Below are 16,899 nucleotides of genomic sequence, written 5' to 3'. Positions count from 1 at the left end.
CGTCAGGCGTTCTGGGAGCTGCGGTCGGTGACCGGGCTCATGGCGCGGGCGGCGAGGAACGCGCTCAGGCCCGCGACGGTGCGCAGGTCGCCGGCCGGGCCGAGGTCGAGCAGCCGGGCGAGTTCGGCCGCCTCCTGGCCTCCGGCCACGCCGAGCGCGGCGGCCGGTTCGGCCTCGGCCGGTACCCGCAGGTCGACCAGGCGCACCACGGTGTCCTCGCGCTGGAACACGGTGGCCGCCGCGACCGGGCCGGTCGGGTCGGCGGTGGCGAGGTTGTCGTGGTCGAAGAGCAGCTCGGCGACGGCCTGCCCCCGGCCCGGGCGCACGGGGTAGAGCACGGCGTGCCGGTGCAGCCGCCCGGAGGCGGGGGAGCTGGCGATCGCCTGGTGCCGGGCGGGCAGCGCCGCCTTGGCGAAGAAGGCGCGGGCGGACTGCGGGTCGCCCAGCTGACGGGCCTCCTCCAGGTACGGGTTGAGCTCCTCCTCGACCGCGCGGACCTCGGGCTGCATCGCCACGTGGCGCAGCGCGTCGCCGAGGTTGCCGATCACCTCGACGGCCCGCACCACCCGGTTGCCGTGCATGAACAGTGAGGTGCGGCGCAGCCGGGTGTGGTCGTCCACCTCGGCCCGGGGGGAGGTGTAGGCGGACAGGATGCGGGCCACCTCGGCCTCGCTGCCGGGCTTGACGGTGAAGGTCAGCGCGTGGCGCACCACACCGTCCGGGCCCGGGTCGGCCCGCGGCGGGCCGACGTGCCCGGCGGGCTCGCTGCGCGGCAGGCCGGGCGGGACCTCCATCGGGGCCCGGGTGCCGGTGGAGCCGGCCGCCGAGGTCTCGCGCAGCACGGCGTAGCGCAGCGAACGGAAGTTGTCGCTGACGCAGCCGTGCATCGGCTTGACCATCTCGCGGTGGGCGGGGCTGTCCACCCACTGCAGGAAGGTCTCCTGGTCCTCCCACTCGCTGGTGATCAGCCACTGGCGGGGGTCGTTGATGGATTGGCACAGCTGGTCGCTGACATGGCCGGGGACCGAGGCGACCTGGTGGCGCAGCTGCTCGTAGACGTCGAGGAAACGCTGCTGGGCGCCGTCCTGGATCTCCAGCATCAGCACCACCCTCAGCCGGGTGTCGGAGTCTTTGTGCTGCTTCAGCTGCGGTTCGGACAGAGTTGTCATGATCCACTTTCTGCTCTTGGACGCACGCGGCGGGCCGTGACGGCCGCGTCCGGCGGGTGCTCCCGGCCGGGGGAGGCAGGTGCGGTGGCGGTCGGCCCGGGCACTCGGCGCCAGGCCTGAGGTCGATCGTGAGCGGCCGACCGGGCGCGGCGCGAGATTTGCGGGCCATCCGGGCGAAGGGGCGGCACAGCCCCCCTCGGGCGGGGGATGGAAGAGCGGGGCCCCCGGCTGAGCGGGCCCGTCGAGGGCGGCGCCGAGCCCAGTCGCCGGGCCGCGGAATTCCCGTACAGGGTGGAGCAATTGATGAATCCGAAGGTTGACGAGCGGGTGCCGGTCCTGATCGTGGGCGGCTCCCTGGTCGGGCTGTCGGCCGCGCTGTTCCTCGGTCGGCTGGGTGTCCGGCACCTGCTGGTCGAGAAGCACGCCGACACCTCGCATCACCCGCGCGGTCGCGGCAACAACGTCCGCACGATGGAGCTGTACCGGGTGGCCGGCATCGAGCCGGCGATCCGTGAGGCGGCCTCGGTGCTGGCCCCGAACCACGGCATCCTCCAGGCGCCCTCGCTGACCGGCGAGGAACAGGAGTGGCTGTTCCGGGAGATCGACCCGGGCGGCCGGCTGGCCCGGTTCAGCCCCAGCGCCTGGTGCCTGTGCAGCCAGAACGACCTGGAGCCGGTGCTGCTGCGCGCGGCCCGCGAACTCGGCGGCGACCTGCGGTTCAGCACCGAACTGGTCTCCTTCGAGCAGGACGCCGACGGCGTCACCTCCCTGCTGCGCAGCCGGGAGACCGGCGAGGAGCGGGTGGTGCGCTCGGAGTACCTGATCGCCGCGGACGGCCCGCGCAGCCCGGCCCGGGCCCGGCTCGGCATCGGCCAGACCGGCAAGGGCGAGCTGTTCCACAACGTCAGCATCACCTTCCGCAGCAAGCGGCTGGCCGAGGTGGTGGGCGACCGGCACTTCATCGCCTGCTACCTGACCGACCCGGAGGCGGACGGCGCGCTGCTGCCGGTGGACAACCAGTCCGAGTGGGTCTTCCACGCGCCCTGGCACCCCGAGCACGGCGAGCCGCTGGAGGCGTTCACCGACGAGCGCTGCGAGCGGCACATCCGCACCGCCGTCGGCCTGCCCGAACTGGACGTCGAGGTGACCGGCAAGGCGCCCTGGCACGCCGCGGAACGGGTCGCCGAGCGGTACGGCGCCGGGCGGGTCTTCCTCGCCGGGGACTCCGCCCACGAGATGTCCCCGACCGGCGCGTTCGGCTCCAACACCGGCATCCAGGACGCCCACAACCTGGCCTGGAAGCTGGCCGCCGTGCTCTGCGGCTGGGCCGGTCCCGGCCTGCTGGAGACGTACGGGCAGGAGCGCCGCCCGGTCGCCGAGGTCACCGGCGAGCGGGCCTCGGCCCGCTCCGCCGAGCACAGCCACCCCGGCTACGCGGTGGTCCCGGGTGTCGGCCGGCAGGCCGGGGTGCTCGCGGTGGCGCTCGGCTACCGCTACCCGCGGGGCGCGGTGCTCGGCACGGACCGGCACGGACCGGTCGTCCCGGAGGCGTTCGAGTCGGCGGGCGAACCGGGCAGCCGGGCGCCGCACCAGTGGCTGCTGTGCGCGGGGGTGCGGCTGTCGACGCTGGACCTCTACGAGCAGGCGATGGTGCTGCTCACCGACCCGGAGGGCACGGCCTGGCAGCAGGGCGCCCGGCGGGCGGCCGACCGGCTGGCCGTCCCGCTGGACGCCTACCGCATCGGCGACGGGGCCGAGGACGACCTGGCCCCGGAGCCGGGTACGGACTTCGCCGCCCTGCACGGCATCGGCCCGGGCGGCGCGCTGCTGGTGCGCCCGGACGGCTTCGTGGCCTGGCGCTCGCCGGGCCCGGTGGCCGACCCGGAGGCCGAGGTCGAGGCCGCGCTGCGGGCGGTGTTGGACCTGTAGCGGAACGCGGCAGGGCCCGCCGGACGGGTGTCCGGCGGGCCCTGCCGCGTGTTCGGAGGGATCAGTGGCCGCCCGCGTCGACCACCTCGACGTCGGCGACCTCCCGCTCGATCTCCTCGGCGGGCAGGGCGACCCGGATCGCCCAGTAGTAGATGACCAGCGAGAACACCGAGACGAGCGCCATGTCGTACCACATCGGGATCCGGCCGGTGCCGTCACCGAAGCCGCCCTGCCAGGAGATCAGGCCGAGGCCCAGCAGGTAGACCGGCAGCCACTGGGCGGCCTTCCAGTTCAGCCGCGGCGCGTTCGGCAGGCCCTTCTTGATCGCGTACGCCGCGTAGCTGCCGAGCAGGGCGTAGCCGAGCACGATGGCGATGCCCAGGCGGGACAGGGTCTGCCAGCCGGCCCAGTAGATGATCAGGCTGGAGACCACGAAGGCGGCCGGGGAGATCACGGCGCCCAGCGGCAGCCGGTAGGAGCGCTCCCGGTCGGGCAGCCGGCGGCGCAGGGCGCCGAAGGCCAGCGGGGCGCCGGCGTACATCAGCACGCTGGCGGAGGTGATGAAGCCGACCAGCTCCTGCCAGCTGGGGAAGGGCAGGAAGCAGATCACGCCGGTCACGAAGGAGATGATCAGGCCGAACCACGGCACGCCGTTCTTGTCCAGCTGCTCGAACTTCTGCGGGGCGTAGCCGTTGCGGCTCAGGCCGTAGGAGATCCGCGAGGTGGAGGTGGTGTAGATCAGGCCGGTGCCGCCGGGGGAGATCACCGCGTCGACCTTCAGCACGTAGGACAGCCAGCCGAGGCCGACCAGGGTGGCCAGACCGGCGAAGGGGCCGTCGATGCCGGGGAAGTCGAGCTTCGCCCAGCCGTTGGCGAAGGCGCTGACCGGCAGCGCGCCGATGAAGACGACCTGCAGCAGGGTGTAGATCAGGGTGCCGATGGCCACCGAGCCGAGCACCGCGCGCGGGATGTCGCGCTTGGGGTTGCGGCTCTCGCCGGCGATCTGGATGGCCTGCTCGAAGCCCAGCAGCGCGAAGATGATGCCGCTGGTGCTGATCGCGGCCAGCACGCCCTTGGCACCGAACGGGGCGAAGCCGTGCGAGGTGAAGTTGGAGCCGTGGAAACTGGTGATCGCCAGCAGGAAGATCGTGAGCAGAGGAACGAAGATCTTCAGCCAGGTGGCGATGCTGTTGGTCCGGGCGAGGATCTTCACGCCGAGGAAATTGACCGCGACGAATACCGCCATCAGCACGGTCGCGACGATGAACCCGCTGGTGGTCAGGGTCTTGTCGGCGTTCAGCAGTCCGCCGGCCCAGGGCGAGTCCTTGGCGTAATTGATCATGGCCTCGACCTCGATCGGTGCCACGGTGGCCGCCTGGAGCCAGGAGAACCAGCCGAAGGACATACCGGCCAGGCCGCCGAAGGCGTAGTGCGGGTAGCGCGCGGTGCCGCCCGAGACCGGGAAGAGTCCGCCGAGCTCGGCGTGCACGAGCGCGAGCAGCACGATCGCGACGGCGCCGATGCCCCAGGAGATGACGGCCGCCGGTCCGGCGGCGGTGACGGCGCTCTTCGCGCCGAAGAGCCAGCCGGAGCCGATGATCGAGCCGACCGAGGCCCACATGAGGCCGACGAGTCCGACGTGGCGCTTGAGTGACCGGTGGGTGGTCCCGGTGGTGCCGGAGCTCTGGCCGGGCGGCGAGATCTGGTTGAGGGAAGCCATGGGTGATCTCTCTGTGTGTGGGGGCTCCGGGATGGGCGGAGCGCGGAGAGTTGCCACACAGTAGGGCTATTCATAGACCTCTGCACAGATTTCATTACTGAATGTTTACTTTCTTTGCCGATTATCCGTGCAGGTAGGGGGTCGCCTGTTCATGGGCGTGTTACGTGACTCGCGAGTAGGTTCAGTATTTGAGCGTGAATTGAGCCTCGCTTCGATCTCTGACAATATGGAGCACTCGTCCGTTCATAGAATTGACAGATTCCGCATAGTCATGCCGTCGTGGGCCAGCAAGCGCCGTGCGGTGGCCCCGGGTGGCCCCGGGTGGCCGCGGGTGGCCGTGGGCGCAGGAGCGCCGGGGTCTGCCGGACGGAGTGCGGCCGCGTCATGCCGACAACTGCGCAGAGGTCCCGCGATCCGGTCGATCGGATCGCGGGACCTCTGCGCAGTCTTGGCGAGATGGATGTGTTGGGGGTGGTGTGGCGAGCTCGGCTCGCCAGTGGGTGATCGGGTGTGCGTTGCTCGAAGTCGGATCATGGAGTGGTCGCTGCTGCGCTGTCCTGGCGGACATCGTTGCGGGGCAGGCTGCAGGGACCTGTGGAAGGATGCTGGTGTCGGTGCCCCGGCCCGATTGCGGCGGGCCGGGGCTCCAGATTATGCCGTCGGATCAGTTCTACTTGTCGCCGAACTCGCCGAAGCCGAGGCCGTGGTGCACGACCCGGAAGCTGCCGACCACGCCGTCCTCGATCTCGAGGCCGTCGAAGTGGCGGCGCGGGTGCAGGCCGTCGCTGGCGCTGTGCGGCCCGACGGTGGCGATGGGGGCGCCGCTGTCGCAGACCGCGCCGCTGAAGACCTCGACAGTCCGGTGGCTGTCGTTGCGGACGTTGAGCGACTTGGCGCCCAGGCCGCTGACCACGGTGATGCAGCCGAAGTCGTCGGCGGAGTACGTCCGCTCGTTGACGTGGACGACGCCCCGGCGCTCGTGGACCTCGATGCCCTTCGTGCCGCCGTCGAGCGGAGCCACGGCGGGAGCGGCCGCCGGGGCGGCCTTCTGAACGACCGGGGCCGCCTTCGTCACGGGCTCGGAAGCGGCCGACGCGTAGGTGATACCGGTCACGGCCACGGCCGCCGACGCCGCGAGGACAATGGCGGTGGTCATTTTGTTCATGGACCTTCTCCTGTTTCTGGACTTGATCGGCTCGGTGCCGACATGAACGAACTTACGGACTGACTAAATGACTGTCATATTTCCGCGCCAAACGACTGACGGGCATACGTCTAATCGAGTGTCAGTTGGTCGCCGAAACGCTGCCTGAGACGATGTCGGAGAGCTGGCAGGGTTTTCTCAAGTCACTTGATTTGCTCCGGAGTTGACGGAGTGGATGGGGCCATTCGAGTAATGTGTGACCCCCCCTCGCTCATTTGGCCCGATCCCGGCCCTCGTCGGCGGATGTCGGGCCGGAATGACGGCTGGCCAGATTGCTGGATCGGCCGGACGTCCCGAGGGCCGGGCGGTCGCAGCGGGCCTGGCGGGCTCCGTGCCAGTGGGGGCCGACCTCCTTGGGTGCGCCCCCGGCAGACCGGGGGCGCGCGTACGCGCCGGGCGGTGCGGCTGCCGCTGCGGTCGCGAGGCTCGCCGCAGCCCTTCAGGCGCTCGGGGGTCTGTCGGCCACCCCGTCCGCGCTCGGTGCGATGCTCGCCGACCCAGCAGCCCTCGGGAAGCGAATTCCATTGGTACCAGGGGGTGTTGACTGTTCTTTCGGACTGGTTGGGCCAGTTCCGACGGGATCGCACCGGCGCCGTACGGGTGCACGGCGACGCTCTCGCCGTGCACCTGGTCCCGAGCAGCCAGGGCGGTGGAGACGGCGTGCTCGACGGCGATCCGGCGGTCGTCCCACGGCCTCCGCCAGGCCCGGGCGACGGCGCCGTCGGACCTCAGTGCCGAGCGGACGCGCCCGTGCCCGGCCGTGCGCATGGCGAGGGCGGTGGCTCGACAGGTGCGGTGTGGTGCGGGAACTGCCGTCCGACCGCAGCCGGCCCGGGAGGCCGGAAAGGTCGCCGACGGGCGGGCGTAGCCTGGACCCCGTGCGTTTCGTGATCCTCCCGCCGCCGGTCCGGTAGCGGGCGGCGGACTCCGACGAACCCGGCCGAGCGGGGATGCCCGCCGTCGGGGTGATGGTTGCCGCCCGCGTGCCCCCGTGGACCCGAACCGGCGAACCATTGTGGAGTACTGACGCATGACCTCGCACGCCGCCGTGCCGTTCCGGCGCGGCCTGTTGTCCATTTCCGCCGCCGCCGTCGCCTGGGGGGTGGGCGGAGCCGTGGCCGCACTGCTGATGCGCACCAGCGGACTCGGCCCGGTGGCCGTCTCCTGCTGGCGCTTCGGCGTCGCGGCGCTCTGCCTGGCGCTGCTGCCCTCGGGCGCTGCCGCGGCTTCCGGCGGCAGGCGCGGCGCCGCCGTGCTCACCGGCCTCGGGCTGGCCGTCAGCCAGTGCGCCTACTTCGGCTCCGTGCACTACGCGGGCCTGGGGCTGGGCACCCTGATCACCATCGGCGCCGGGCCGGTGCTCACCAGCCTCGGCGGGCACCTGCTGCTCGACGAGCGCCTCACCCGGCGGGCGGTGGCCGCCGTGGCACTCGCCCTCGGCGGGCTGGCCCTGCTGGTGGCGGCGCCGGCCGCCGGGCCGCGTCCGGCCCTGGGCATCGCCCTGGCGCTGCTCGCGGGCGCCGGCCAGAGCGGGCTGACCCTGTGGGCCCGGGGCGGCGGGTCGGCCCGGGCCAGTACCGGCGCCTTCGCGACCGGACTGCTCTGCCTGCTGCCCTTCGCCGTGCTCCAGGGCGTGCTGCCCAGCGGCGGGCAGCCGACGCTGACCGGGGGAGCACTGCTGTTCCTCGGGACGGTGCCGACCCTGCTCGCCTACCGGTGGTACTTCAGCGGGCTGACCGCCGTGCCGGGCACCACCGCCTCGGTGCTGGTGCTGCTGGAGCCGGCCACGGCGGCGGTGATCGGCGTGCTGTTCCTCGGCGAGCCCTTCACAGCCGGGCTGGTGGCCGGTTCGGCGCTGCTGCTGGCCGCGATCGCGGCCCTGGCCCGGGCGTAGAACAGCGGCGTGCACCCGGGCGGGCCAGCCGTGGTCGCCGGGTGCACGCCGCCGTGCTGTCGTGGCCTGCATGAAGACCTCACGCGCGGCCCGGGTGGCCGTCACGACCGCGACCGCCGTCCTCCTCGCCGCCGGTGCCGCGGCCCCCGCGTCGGCGGCGGGGGCCACCCGGCGCGACGTCACCGCCGCCACCTGCCGGGCCGCGGGCGGGCACGTCGAGGGCAGCGGCTACTGCGTGGACGCGAGCGGTGAGGACGCCTGGGGCGCGGAGATCGACGGCCAGGCGGTCAATCCGGACCCGCGCCCCGGGTTCGAGTGATCCGGGCGGCTCACGGCACCGGCCGCAGCGTCACCGGTGCCGGGGTCAGCGTCCGCAGCACCAGGTCGATCCGGACCTTGGCGGCGCCCGCCCGCTGCAGCGCGGCGGCGACCGCCCGCAGTTCCTCCGGGCCGGTGCAGACGAGCCGCAGCTCCAGGTCGGCGTCCCCGGCCAGCGCGAGGCCGCTCCGCACGGCCGGGAACTCCGCCGCCAGCCGGTCGAAGTCCAGCGGGACCGGCCCGTGGCTGATCCGGGCGATCGCGTGCAGCTCCCGGGCCTGCTCGGGGCGTCCCGGAGCGGGGTCGAACCCGCCCGGGACGAGATGGAGCGGGGCCGTCACCGGTGCTGGAGGTGGACCGTCGGGGCCGGGGCGGGGGCCGCGCCCGGGCTGGCACCGGGTGCGACGGCGGTGGCGACGGGCGGGGCGACCAGGCCCGGGTCGAGGACCAGGGTGTCGACGCCGAGCGGCCCGGTGAGGTTGCGCAGGGCGGCCTCGCCGAGTTCGGTGTAGGCCTGTGCGGGCCCCAGGAGGGCGGCGAGGGCCTCGGGGCTGGAGAATCCGACCGCGCAGCGGCGGCCGTCGCGCATGCGGAAGAGGCGGAGGGCGGCGGTGCTTCCGGTGCCGGTGGTGGTGACCGGAACGTGCCAGACGACGCAGGCCATGCGGATGCTCCCGAGTGGGGTGGTGGTTGCTGCCGGAACTGCTTGGCTCGACGCTAGGCCGGGCCGTGCCGCACGTCGCCGGTCCTGACGCAGCGTTGACCGAATGGGGTGGTGCGTTGACGCACTCCTGACGCCCGGCTCACCCGATTGGACTACACCAGTCCCGCGCCGGCCCGAACTCCGCCGGAACGGGGCCGTACGACCGCCCCAACCCCGCCCGTCCGGTACGGCCCGGGAGCGCTCCGCTTGCCGTCCGGCGCGCCCGGGACCACGGTGGATCCGGTCGCCGGTGCGCCCCGCGCGGGCCTCCGGATCCGACCGGCGCACGCTCCGGGGCGGGGGGCGGTGGAGCGAGGGGCCCCGGACGAGATATCTTGACGTCAAGACGTTGGAGACGTGAAGCGGAGTACCGATGACTGACTCGACCATCATCTATACGCACACCGACGAGGCTCCGGCCCTGGCGACCTACTCGTTCCTGCCGGTGGTCCAGGCGTACGCCTCGACGGCGGGTGTACGGGTGGAGACCCGTGACATCTCCCTGGCCGGGCGGATCATCGCCAGCTTCCCGGAGCGTCTGACCGAGGCCCAGCGGATCGGCGACGCCCTGGCCGAGCTCGGCGAGCTAGCCAAGGACCCGAGCGCCAACATCATCAAGCTGCCGAACATCTCGGCCTCCGTGCCGCAGCTGAAGGCCGCCGTCGCCGAGCTGCAGGCCCAGGGCTACGCCCTGCCGGACTACCCGGACGACCCGCAGACCGACGAGGACAAGGACGTCCGCGCCCGCTACGACAAGGTCAAGGGCAGCGCCGTCAACCCGGTCCTGCGCGAGGGCAACTCGGACCGCCGCGCCCCGCAGTCGGTCAAGAACTACGCCAAGAACCACCCGCACCGCATGGGCGCCTGGACCGCCGAGTCCAAGACCAACGTCGCCACCATGGGCGAGAACGACTTCCGCTCGACCGAGAAGTCCGCCGTGATCGCCGCCGACGGCACCCTGTGCATCGAGCTGGTCGGCCAGGACGGCACCACCACCGTCCTGCGCGAGAAGGTCCCGGTGCTGGCCGGCGAGGTCGTCGACGCCTCGGTGATGCGCGCCGCCGCCCTGAACGACTTCCTGGCCGCCCAGGTCGCCCGGGCCAAGGCCGAGGGCGTGCTGTTCTCGGTGCACCTCAAGGCCACCATGATGAAGGTCTCCGACCCGATCATCTTCGGCCACGTGGTCCGCACCTTCTTCCCGAAGACCTTCGCGAAGTACGGCCAGGCGCTGGTCGCCGCCGGTCTCAACCCGAACAACGGCCTCGGCGGCATCCTGGCCGGCCTGGACGGCGTGCCGCACCTGGGCGCCGAGATCAAGGCCTCCTTCGAGGCCGAGCTGGCGGAGGGCCCGGCCCTGGCCATGGTCGACTCCGACAAGGGCATCACCAACCTGCACGTGCCGAGCGACGTCATCGTCGACGCCTCGATGCCGGCCATGATCCGCACCTCCGGCCACATGTGGGGCCCGGACGGCCAGGAGGCCGACACCCTCGCCGTGCTGCCGGACAGCAGCTACGCCGGCGTGTACCAGGCCGTCATCGACGACTGCCGCGCCCACGGCGCCCTGGACCCGGCCACCATCGGTTCCGTCCCGAACGTCGGCCTGATGGCGCAGAAGGCCGAGGAGTACGGCTCCCACGACAAGACCTTCGAGATCGAGGCCGCCGGCACCGTCCGCCTGGTCGACGCCGAGGGCAACGTGGTGCTGGAGCAGGCCGTCCAGTCGGGCGACATCTTCCGCGCCTGCCAGACCAAGGACCTGCCGATCCAGGACTGGGTCAAGCTGGCCGTCACCCGCGCCCGCGCCACCGGCGACCCGGCCGTGTTCTGGCTGGACGCCGAGCGCGCCCACGACGCCGTGCTGATCGAGAAGGTCAAGGCCTACCTCCCGCAGCACGACACCACCGGTCTGCAGATCGAGATCATGTCCCCGGTCGAGGCCACCAAGTTCTCGCTGGAGCGCATCCGCCGCGGCGAGAACACCATCTCGGTCACCGGCAACGTGCTGCGCGACTACCTGACCGACCTGTTCCCGATCCTGGAGCTGGGCACCAGCGCCAAGATGCTCTCGGTCGTCCCGCTGATGGCCGGCGGCGGCCTGTTCGAGACCGGCGCCGGCGGCTCCGCCCCGAAGCACGTCCAGCAGCTGGTCAAGGAGAACTACCTGCGCTGGGACAGCCTGGGCGAGTTCTTCGCGCTGGCCGCCAGCTTCGAGCACCTGGCCACCAGCACCGGCAACGCCCGCGCCCAGGTGCTGGCCGACACCCTGGACCGCGCCACCGGCACCTTCCTCAACGAGGACAAGTCGCCGAGCCGCCGCCTCGGTGGCATCGACAACCGCGGCAGCCACTTCTACCTGGCCATGTACTGGGCCCAGGAGCTGGCCAAGCAGACCGTCGACGCCGAGCTGGCCCAGGCCTTCGACGCGCTGGCCAAGGCGCTGACCGAGCAGGAGAAGGCCATCGTGGACGAGCTGATCGCCGTCCAGGGCTCGGCCGTCGACCTCGGTGGCTACTACCAGCCGGACCCGGCCAAGGCCGCGGCCGTGATGCGCCCGTCGAAGTCCTTCAACGAGGCGATCGCCAACCTCGGCTGACGCCGATCGGGTCGAAGCACCGGGAGGCCCCCGGGTCCGCAGCCGCGGACCCGGGGGCCTCTCCGCGTGCCGGTCAGGCCAGCCCGAGCACCACGCCGGTACCGGCGAGCAGCAGCAGGGCGGCGCCGTTGGCGCGCGGCAGCGCGAGCGCCGTGCCGACCGCCTCGCGCAGCAGCTGGTACGGGCCGTGGGCGAGCGGTCCGTCCGCGCCGAGCACCCGGGCCGGGGCGCCGGCCCGGCGGGCGGCCAGGGCGGAGCGGACGGTGTGGAAGCCGCTGGTGACGACGGTGCAGCGGTAGCCGGGGTGCTCGGCGGCCATCAGGGCGGCGCTGAACCGCAGGTTCTCGGCGGTGTTCACGGCCTGCTCCTCGCGCCGGATCCGCTCGGCCGGGACGCCCCGGGCGAGCAGGTAGCGGGCCATCGCGCCGGCCTCGGTGCACTCCTCGTGCGGGCCCTTGCCGCCGGTCACCAGCAGCAGGGGCGCGTGCCCGGCGGCCTCCTCGGCGGCGAAACGTTCCAGCGCGGTGTCCAGCCGGGCCGCGAGGGTGGGAGCGGGCTCGCAGCCGTCCAGCGCGGCGCCCAGCACCACCAGGTAGTCGGCCCCGGCGGGCACCGGCCGGTGGCGCTGGACCAGCGCCCAGCCGAGGAAGCCGAGCAGCCAGAGCAGGACGTACCCGCCGAGCAGGGCGGCGGGGAGGAACAGGGCGTGCATACCCCCTCGAACGCCTCCGGCGGGAGCGCCGTTCCGGAACATGACGGAGCCCACGTCCGCCGGGGAGGACGTGGGCTCCGGGGTGCTGCGGGGCGGGGCTCAGCCGGCGTCGGCCGCTGGTGCGGCCGGGGCGGCGGCCGGGCGCTGGCCCTTCTTGTGCAGCGAGGCCAGGTAGGCGTTGTACGCCTCCAGCTCGGCGTCGCCGCTGCGCTCCTCGGCGCGGTCCCGGCGGCGGGCCTGCCGCCGCTCGGAGCCCATCCACTGGTAGACCAGCGCGATCAGCACGATCGCGGTCGGGATCTCGCCGAACGCCCAGGTGATGCCGCCGGCCAGCTTCTGGTCCTCCAGCAGGTCCGTCCCGGGTGGCGAGCCCTGGACGGTGAAGGTGGTGACCAGCGGGTGGCCGGCCATCATCACCGCCACGCCGAAGAAGGCGTGGAAGGGCATCCCCATGAACAGCTCGATGATCCGCATCACGTGGCCGGGGCGGTGCGGGCCCGGGTCCACGCCCATGATCGGCCAGAAGAAGGTCAGACCGGTCATGAGGAAGTGGACCATCATGAAGATGTGCCCGAGGCGGTACTGCATCAGGAAGTCGAACGCCGGGGTGAAGTAGACCCCGTACAGGCTCGCGATGAACATCGGGATGGTGAACGCCGGGTGCGAGATCACCCGGACGTACCGGCTGTGCAGCAGCGCCACCAGCAGTTCGCGCGGACCGCGCGGCCGGCCCTTGCCCGTCGGGCGCAGGGCGCGCAGCGCCAGCGTGATCGGGGCGCCGAGCAGCAGCAGGATCGGCGTCAGCATGGACAGCACCATGTGCTGGATCATGTGCGCGCTGAACAGCACCATGCCGTAGTCGTTCAGCCCGCTGCAGGTGACCAGCAGCATGCTGGCGACGCCCGCGACCCAGCCGACGACCCGGCCGACCGGCCAGCGGTCCCCGCGCCGGTACAGCCGGACCACGCCGGTCAGGTAGAGCGCCAGCGCGACCAGGCCGGCGAGCAGGAACACCCAGTCCGGGGACCAGGTCCACACGTTGGAGAGGGTGAACGGCCCTAGTGGGGTCATCCCGCCGTGGTGGTGCATTCCTGACATTCCGTCGCCCATCGGCGGGTCCCGCTTTCCGTCCTGGTGGTCCCCGGTGGGGTCCGGTTCGCCCGTTTTGCTTGGCATACAGCCTAGGTGGGCCTTACCCCGGCCGTACCGGCGCCCCCTCCGTAGGGGTGGCTCCGGGCGGGCGGCGCGCTGGGGCGTGTCTGATTAGACTGACCGGCCGGTCAGCAGGGAGGAAGCAGCCATGGCGGCGTCACAGCGGCCCGCGGCGCGGCCCGCGGCGGTCGCGCTCACCGGGGCGACCGGCTTCATCGGCTCCGCCGTACGGGCGGCGCTCCAGGCCCGCGGCGTCCCCGTGCGGGCGCTGGTGCGCGGGGAGCCCGTCGCGGACGGGCACACCACCTGGGTGCCCGGCGACCTCGCCGACCGGGCCGCGCTGGACGGGCTGTGCGCGGGCACCGGGGTACTGCTGCACCTCGCCTCCCTGGTCGACGGCGGCGCCGAGGACTGCGCGGCCGTCAACGACCGGGGCACGGCCGCGGTGATGGCGGCGGCCACCCGGGCCGGGATCGGGCGGATCGTCCACCTGTCGACCACGGCGGTGTACGGCGAGGGCCCGCACCCGGGCATCGGCGTCGACGAGGTGCCCGCCGCGCCGAAGTCCGAGGCCAGCCGCACCCGGCTGCTGGGCGAGGGCCACGCCCTGGCGGCCGGCGCCGTGGTGCTGCGCCCCGCGCTGGTCACCGGAGCCGGCGACCGCTGGGTGGTGCCCGCCCTGGCCGAGCTGGCCCGCAGGGTCCCGGGCCGCTGGGCGGGCGGCGACTCCCGGCTCTCCCTGGTGGACCGGACCGACCTGGCCCGGCTGATCACCGCGCTGGCGCTGGACGCCCCGGCCCCGGTGCGGGGCGTCCACCACGCCGCCCACCCGGAGCCGGTCCGCAGCGCCGAACTGCTGGACGCCCTCGCCCGGCTCGGCCTGCTGCCCGCCCCGGACGGCCCGGCGCTGTCCTGGGAGGAGTGCCTCCGGCTGCTCGCCGCCACGCCTGGACGGGTCTCCGAGCGGCAGTTCGTCATGATCGCCCGCGACCACTGGTACCGCAGCGACGACATCTGGCGCCTGGCCGCCTGCCCGCCCGGCCCGGGGCCGCTGGCCCGGCTCGCCGGGGCGGCGGGCTGGTACCGGGCGGAGCTGGGACGCTAGGGCTGTAGCCGGTGGGGAGGCTGCGGCGCCGGAGGTGGAGGAGGCGTCCGCGCACGGGACGTACGAAGGGGCTTGAATCTGACACCAGTGTGAGGCTCTACCGTCGGGGTGCCACGAACGAGGCGACGACTGACAGGGGGAACGACGATGAGCAGCGACCTGACCGGCAAGGTGGCCCTGGTGACCGGCGGCAGCCGGGGCATCGGCGCGGCGGTGGCCAAGCGGCTGGCGGCCGAGGGGGCGGCGGTGGCGCTGACCTACGTCCGGGCGGAGGAGCAGGCCCGGACGGTCGTCAAGGAGATCGAGGAGGCGGGCGGCCGGGCGGTGGCGATCCGCGCCGACCTGGTCCAGGCGGACGCCGCCGCGCACGCGGTGGAGGAGACGGTCCGGCAGTTGGGCGGGCTCGACGTCCTGGTGAACAACGCGGGCTTCCTCACCTACGGCCCGCTCGACGAGGTGACGGTCGAGGAGGTCGACCGGGTGCTCGCCGTCGACGTCCGGTCGGTGTTCCTGGCCGCCCAGGCCGCCGCCCGGCACATGGGCGGGGGCGGGCGGATCATCAGCATCGGCTCCTGCTTCAACGGGCGGGTCCCGGGGGCGAACTTCGTCCTCCAGGCGACGGCCAAGACCGCGCTCACCGGGCTGACCAGGGGCCTGGCCCGGGAGCTCGGTCCGCGCGGGATCACCGTCACCGTCGTCGACCCGGGCCCGATCGACACCGACATGAACCCGGCCGACGGCGACTCCGCCGACTTCCAGCGCTCGCTCACCGCCCTGGACCGCTTCGGCGAGGCCGAGGACATCGCCGCCGCCGTCGCCTTCCTGGCGGGCCCCGGCGGACGCTACGTCACCGGCACCGCCCTCGCGGTGGACGGCGGTTACACGGCCTGAGTGAACGGCCGGTGCGGGGGGCGGGGGCGGCGACCACCGCCCCCCGCCGGCTGGTAATGATCATGAAGCCATCCTTGGTAGCGTCGATGGCGGTGCCGCTCAACTGCGGCGCAGCACCGTCGACATGAGAGAGCATCACATGGCCCCCAGGACCATCCGTCGAGCCGTCATCCCCGCCGCCGGACTCGGCTCCCGCCTGCTGCCGCTGACCAAGGCCACCCCGAAGGAGATGCTTCCGGTCGGCGACAAGCCGGTGATCGAGCACACCGTGCGCGAGCTGATCGAGAGCGGCATCACCGACATCACCATCGTCGTCAACGGCGACAAGAGCCTGATCCAGGAGCACTTCCGCCCCAACCCGGTGCTGGTCGACCAGCTGCGCCGGGACGGCAAGGCGGCGTTCGCGGACGCCGTCGAGGAGGTCGGGGAGCTGTCCCGCAAGGGGCACATCAGCTACCTGTACCAGCACGGGCCGTACGGCAACGGCACCCCGGTGCTCAACGCCGCCCGGCACTTCGGGGACGAGCCCTGCCTGGTGCTCTGGCCGGACGACGTGTTCGTCGCCGAGGTGCCCCGCGCGCAGCAGCTGATCCGGGCGTTCGAGCAGACCAACGCGCCGGTGCTCGCGCTGATGCCGATGGCCCCCGAGGACTCCTACCGCTACGGCGTACCGGTGGTGAAGGAGGACCTCGGCGGCGGGTCGCTGCGGATCACCGGCCTGGTCGAGAAGCCCAAGCCGGTCGACGCCCCCTCCGGCTACGCCGCCATCGGAGGGTACGTGATCACCCCCGGCATCGTCGACGAGCTGCGTGAACTCACCCGCCGCTGGCACGAGAAGCCCGAGGACGAGGTCTACCTGACCGACGCCATCAACGCCTACGCGGCCCGCCGCGCCGTCTACGGGCAGGTCATCGCCGGCACCTGGTACGACACCGGCAACCCCGCCGCCTACCTGCGCGCTCAGTTCGCGGCGGCGCTCGCCAACCCGGAGTTCGGGGACGAGCTGCGGCAGCTGGCGGCGGAACTGGCCCCGGCCGAGTAGCCGGGCGCGCCGGGGCCGCCCCGCCGGGGCCGTCGCCGACGCGGCCTGCGTGACGCCGGGCGGACGCGTCATCGGCTGCCCCGTCCCGGTCGGCTGGTCGATCCTGTCCACCGTGAGCGGGAGCACCTGTACCCACCAGAACCTCTGCCTCCTCTGAGGGTGAACCCCGGTCGGATCTGACGGACCATCAACTCCGGCCGTGACGGGCCCGGTCGCCCACGTTCGGGCAACCGGGCCGCCGGGGAGCCGGTCAGGGGGGAGATCGAACCGGGGTGCCCTGAGCGAGGTCGTGGCCACCCGGGGCCGGCGAGCCGTCCGGTAGGGCGACCGCCCGGCCCCGAGCGCCTGGAGCAACGCCTACCGTTGGGCGGTGCCCTTGACGTTGGGCTGGGTCTTCTGGTTGTAGATCTCCTTGCCGTCCGCGTTGTAGGCGTGGACGTAGGGGGAGGGCGGGAAGGGGTGCG

General features: G+C 72.9%; 14 protein-coding genes. 7 read left to right on the top strand and 7 right to left on the bottom strand.

Features of this window, described 5'->3' with window-relative positions; all coding sequences use genetic code 11:
• Positions 1-2: 2 nt before the first annotated feature.
• The gene (locus ACZ3YL_RS28520; protein WP_188305909.1) at positions 3-1,169 is read right to left on the bottom strand and encodes a SchA/CurD-like domain-containing protein; all 1,167 of its coding nucleotides are present in this window, start codon (positions 1,167-1,169) and stop codon (positions 3-5) included.
• 303 nt (positions 1,170-1,472) lie between these two features.
• Between ACZ3YL_RS28520 and ACZ3YL_RS28515 the strand changes: the two genes are divergently transcribed.
• Positions 1,473-3,098, top strand: a complete 1,626-nt coding sequence (locus ACZ3YL_RS28515) for an FAD-dependent oxidoreductase (protein WP_465660307.1) — start codon at positions 1,473-1,475, stop codon at positions 3,096-3,098.
• A gap of 61 nt (positions 3,099-3,159) precedes the next feature.
• Here the strand turns inward: ACZ3YL_RS28515 and ACZ3YL_RS28510 are convergent, their stop codons facing one another.
• Positions 3,160-4,818, bottom strand: a complete 1,659-nt coding sequence (locus tag ACZ3YL_RS28510; RefSeq protein ID WP_380457154.1) for an APC family permease — start codon at positions 4,816-4,818, stop codon at positions 3,160-3,162.
• Positions 4,819-5,488: 670 nt separating this feature from the next.
• The gene (locus tag ACZ3YL_RS28505; RefSeq protein ID WP_465660306.1) at positions 5,489-5,983 is read right to left on the bottom strand and encodes a hypothetical protein; all 495 of its coding nucleotides are present in this window, start codon (positions 5,981-5,983) and stop codon (positions 5,489-5,491) included.
• A gap of 1,069 nt (positions 5,984-7,052) precedes the next feature.
• Here ACZ3YL_RS28505 and ACZ3YL_RS28500 point away from each other — a divergent pair.
• Both ACZ3YL_RS28500 and ACZ3YL_RS28495 read left to right on the top strand, forming a co-directional pair.
• Positions 7,053-7,916, top strand: a complete 864-nt coding sequence (locus ACZ3YL_RS28500; protein WP_465660305.1) for an EamA family transporter — start codon at positions 7,053-7,055, stop codon at positions 7,914-7,916.
• A gap of 70 nt (positions 7,917-7,986) precedes the next feature.
• A complete protein-coding gene (locus tag ACZ3YL_RS28495) occupies positions 7,987-8,235 on the top strand; it encodes a hypothetical protein (protein ID WP_188306144.1) in 249 nt (82 codons plus the stop codon).
• 10 nt (positions 8,236-8,245) lie between these two features.
• Here the strand turns inward: ACZ3YL_RS28495 and ACZ3YL_RS28490 are convergent, their stop codons facing one another.
• Both ACZ3YL_RS28490 and ACZ3YL_RS28485 read right to left on the bottom strand, forming a co-directional pair.
• Complete coding sequence (locus ACZ3YL_RS28490; RefSeq protein WP_188306143.1) at positions 8,246-8,575, bottom strand: hypothetical protein; 330 nt, start codon at positions 8,573-8,575, stop codon at positions 8,246-8,248.
• A complete protein-coding gene (locus ACZ3YL_RS28485; RefSeq protein WP_465660304.1) occupies positions 8,572-8,898 on the bottom strand; it encodes an SAV_915 family protein in 327 nt (108 codons plus the stop codon). The genes ACZ3YL_RS28490 and ACZ3YL_RS28485 overlap by 4 nt, the downstream gene beginning before the upstream one ends.
• A 412-nt stretch (positions 8,899-9,310) precedes the next feature.
• On the opposite strand from ACZ3YL_RS28485, the gene ACZ3YL_RS28480 reads away from it, so the two are divergent.
• Positions 9,311-11,533 carry an NADP-dependent isocitrate dehydrogenase gene (locus ACZ3YL_RS28480; RefSeq protein ID WP_465660303.1) on the top strand — a complete coding sequence of 741 codons (2,223 nt, stop codon included), beginning with the start codon at positions 9,311-9,313 and terminating at the stop codon, positions 11,531-11,533.
• A gap of 73 nt (positions 11,534-11,606) precedes the next feature.
• Here the strand turns inward: ACZ3YL_RS28480 and ACZ3YL_RS28475 are convergent, their stop codons facing one another.
• Complete coding sequence (locus tag ACZ3YL_RS28475; RefSeq protein ID WP_188306140.1) at positions 11,607-12,245, bottom strand: YdcF family protein; 639 nt, start codon at positions 12,243-12,245, stop codon at positions 11,607-11,609.
• 99 nt (positions 12,246-12,344) lie between these two features.
• Positions 12,345-13,334, bottom strand: a complete 990-nt coding sequence (locus ACZ3YL_RS28470) for a cytochrome c oxidase assembly protein (RefSeq protein WP_465660370.1) — start codon at positions 13,332-13,334, stop codon at positions 12,345-12,347.
• Positions 13,335-13,545: 211 nt separating this feature from the next.
• Between ACZ3YL_RS28470 and ACZ3YL_RS28465 the strand changes: the two genes are divergently transcribed.
• The 3 genes from ACZ3YL_RS28465 (at position 13,546) to ACZ3YL_RS28455 (ending at position 16,435) form a co-directional block, all read left to right on the top strand.
• On the top strand, positions 13,546-14,502 hold the full coding sequence (locus tag ACZ3YL_RS28465; protein WP_188306138.1) for an NAD-dependent epimerase/dehydratase family protein: 957 nt from the start codon (positions 13,546-13,548) through the stop codon (positions 14,500-14,502).
• Positions 14,503-14,649: 147 nt separating this feature from the next.
• Positions 14,650-15,393, top strand: coding sequence for an SDR family oxidoreductase (locus tag ACZ3YL_RS28460; RefSeq protein ID WP_188306137.1), 744 nt, complete (start codon positions 14,650-14,652; stop codon positions 15,391-15,393).
• 139 nt (positions 15,394-15,532) lie between these two features.
• Positions 15,533-16,435 (top strand): UTP--glucose-1-phosphate uridylyltransferase, encoded by a 903-nt coding sequence (locus ACZ3YL_RS28455; RefSeq protein ID WP_188306146.1) that lies wholly within the window; start codon positions 15,533-15,535, stop codon positions 16,433-16,435.
• Positions 16,436-16,899: the final 464 nt, after the last annotated feature.

It is taken from the genome of Kitasatospora sp. NPDC023176, assembly GCF_055560495.1.
This window is presented reverse-complemented; position numbering and strand designations above follow the sequence as displayed.

Bases quoted from the DNA above. Each gene is read 5' to 3' on its own strand.
- ACZ3YL_RS28465 (WP_188306138.1), top strand. From the start codon at position 13,546: ATGGCGGCGTCACAGCGGCCCGCGGCGCGGCCCGCGGCGGTCGCGCTC.
- ACZ3YL_RS28515 (WP_465660307.1), top strand. From the start codon at position 1,473: ATGAATCCGAAGGTTGACGAGCGGGTGCCGGTCCTGATCGTGGGCGGC.
- ACZ3YL_RS28520 (WP_188305909.1), bottom strand. From the start codon at position 1,169: ATGACAACTCTGTCCGAACCGCAGCTGAAGCAGCACAAAGACTCCGAC.
- ACZ3YL_RS28480 (WP_465660303.1), top strand. From the start codon at position 9,311: ATGACTGACTCGACCATCATCTATACGCACACCGACGAGGCTCCGGCC.
- ACZ3YL_RS28485 (WP_465660304.1), bottom strand. From the start codon at position 8,898: ATGGCCTGCGTCGTCTGGCACGTTCCGGTCACCACCACCGGCACCGGA.
- ACZ3YL_RS28470 (WP_465660370.1), bottom strand. From the start codon at position 13,334: ATGCACCACCACGGCGGGATGACCCCACTAGGGCCGTTCACCCTCTCC.
- ACZ3YL_RS28460 (WP_188306137.1), top strand. From the start codon at position 14,650: ATGAGCAGCGACCTGACCGGCAAGGTGGCCCTGGTGACCGGCGGCAGC.
- ACZ3YL_RS28505 (WP_465660306.1), bottom strand. From the start codon at position 5,983: ATGAACAAAATGACCACCGCCATTGTCCTCGCGGCGTCGGCGGCCGTG.
- ACZ3YL_RS28500 (WP_465660305.1), top strand. From the start codon at position 7,053: ATGACCTCGCACGCCGCCGTGCCGTTCCGGCGCGGCCTGTTGTCCATT.
- ACZ3YL_RS28475 (WP_188306140.1), bottom strand. From the start codon at position 12,245: ATGCACGCCCTGTTCCTCCCCGCCGCCCTGCTCGGCGGGTACGTCCTG.
- ACZ3YL_RS28510 (WP_380457154.1), bottom strand. From the start codon at position 4,818: ATGGCTTCCCTCAACCAGATCTCGCCGCCCGGCCAGAGCTCCGGCACC.
- ACZ3YL_RS28495 (WP_188306144.1), top strand. From the start codon at position 7,987: ATGAAGACCTCACGCGCGGCCCGGGTGGCCGTCACGACCGCGACCGCC.
- ACZ3YL_RS28455 (WP_188306146.1), top strand. From the start codon at position 15,533: ATGGCCCCCAGGACCATCCGTCGAGCCGTCATCCCCGCCGCCGGACTC.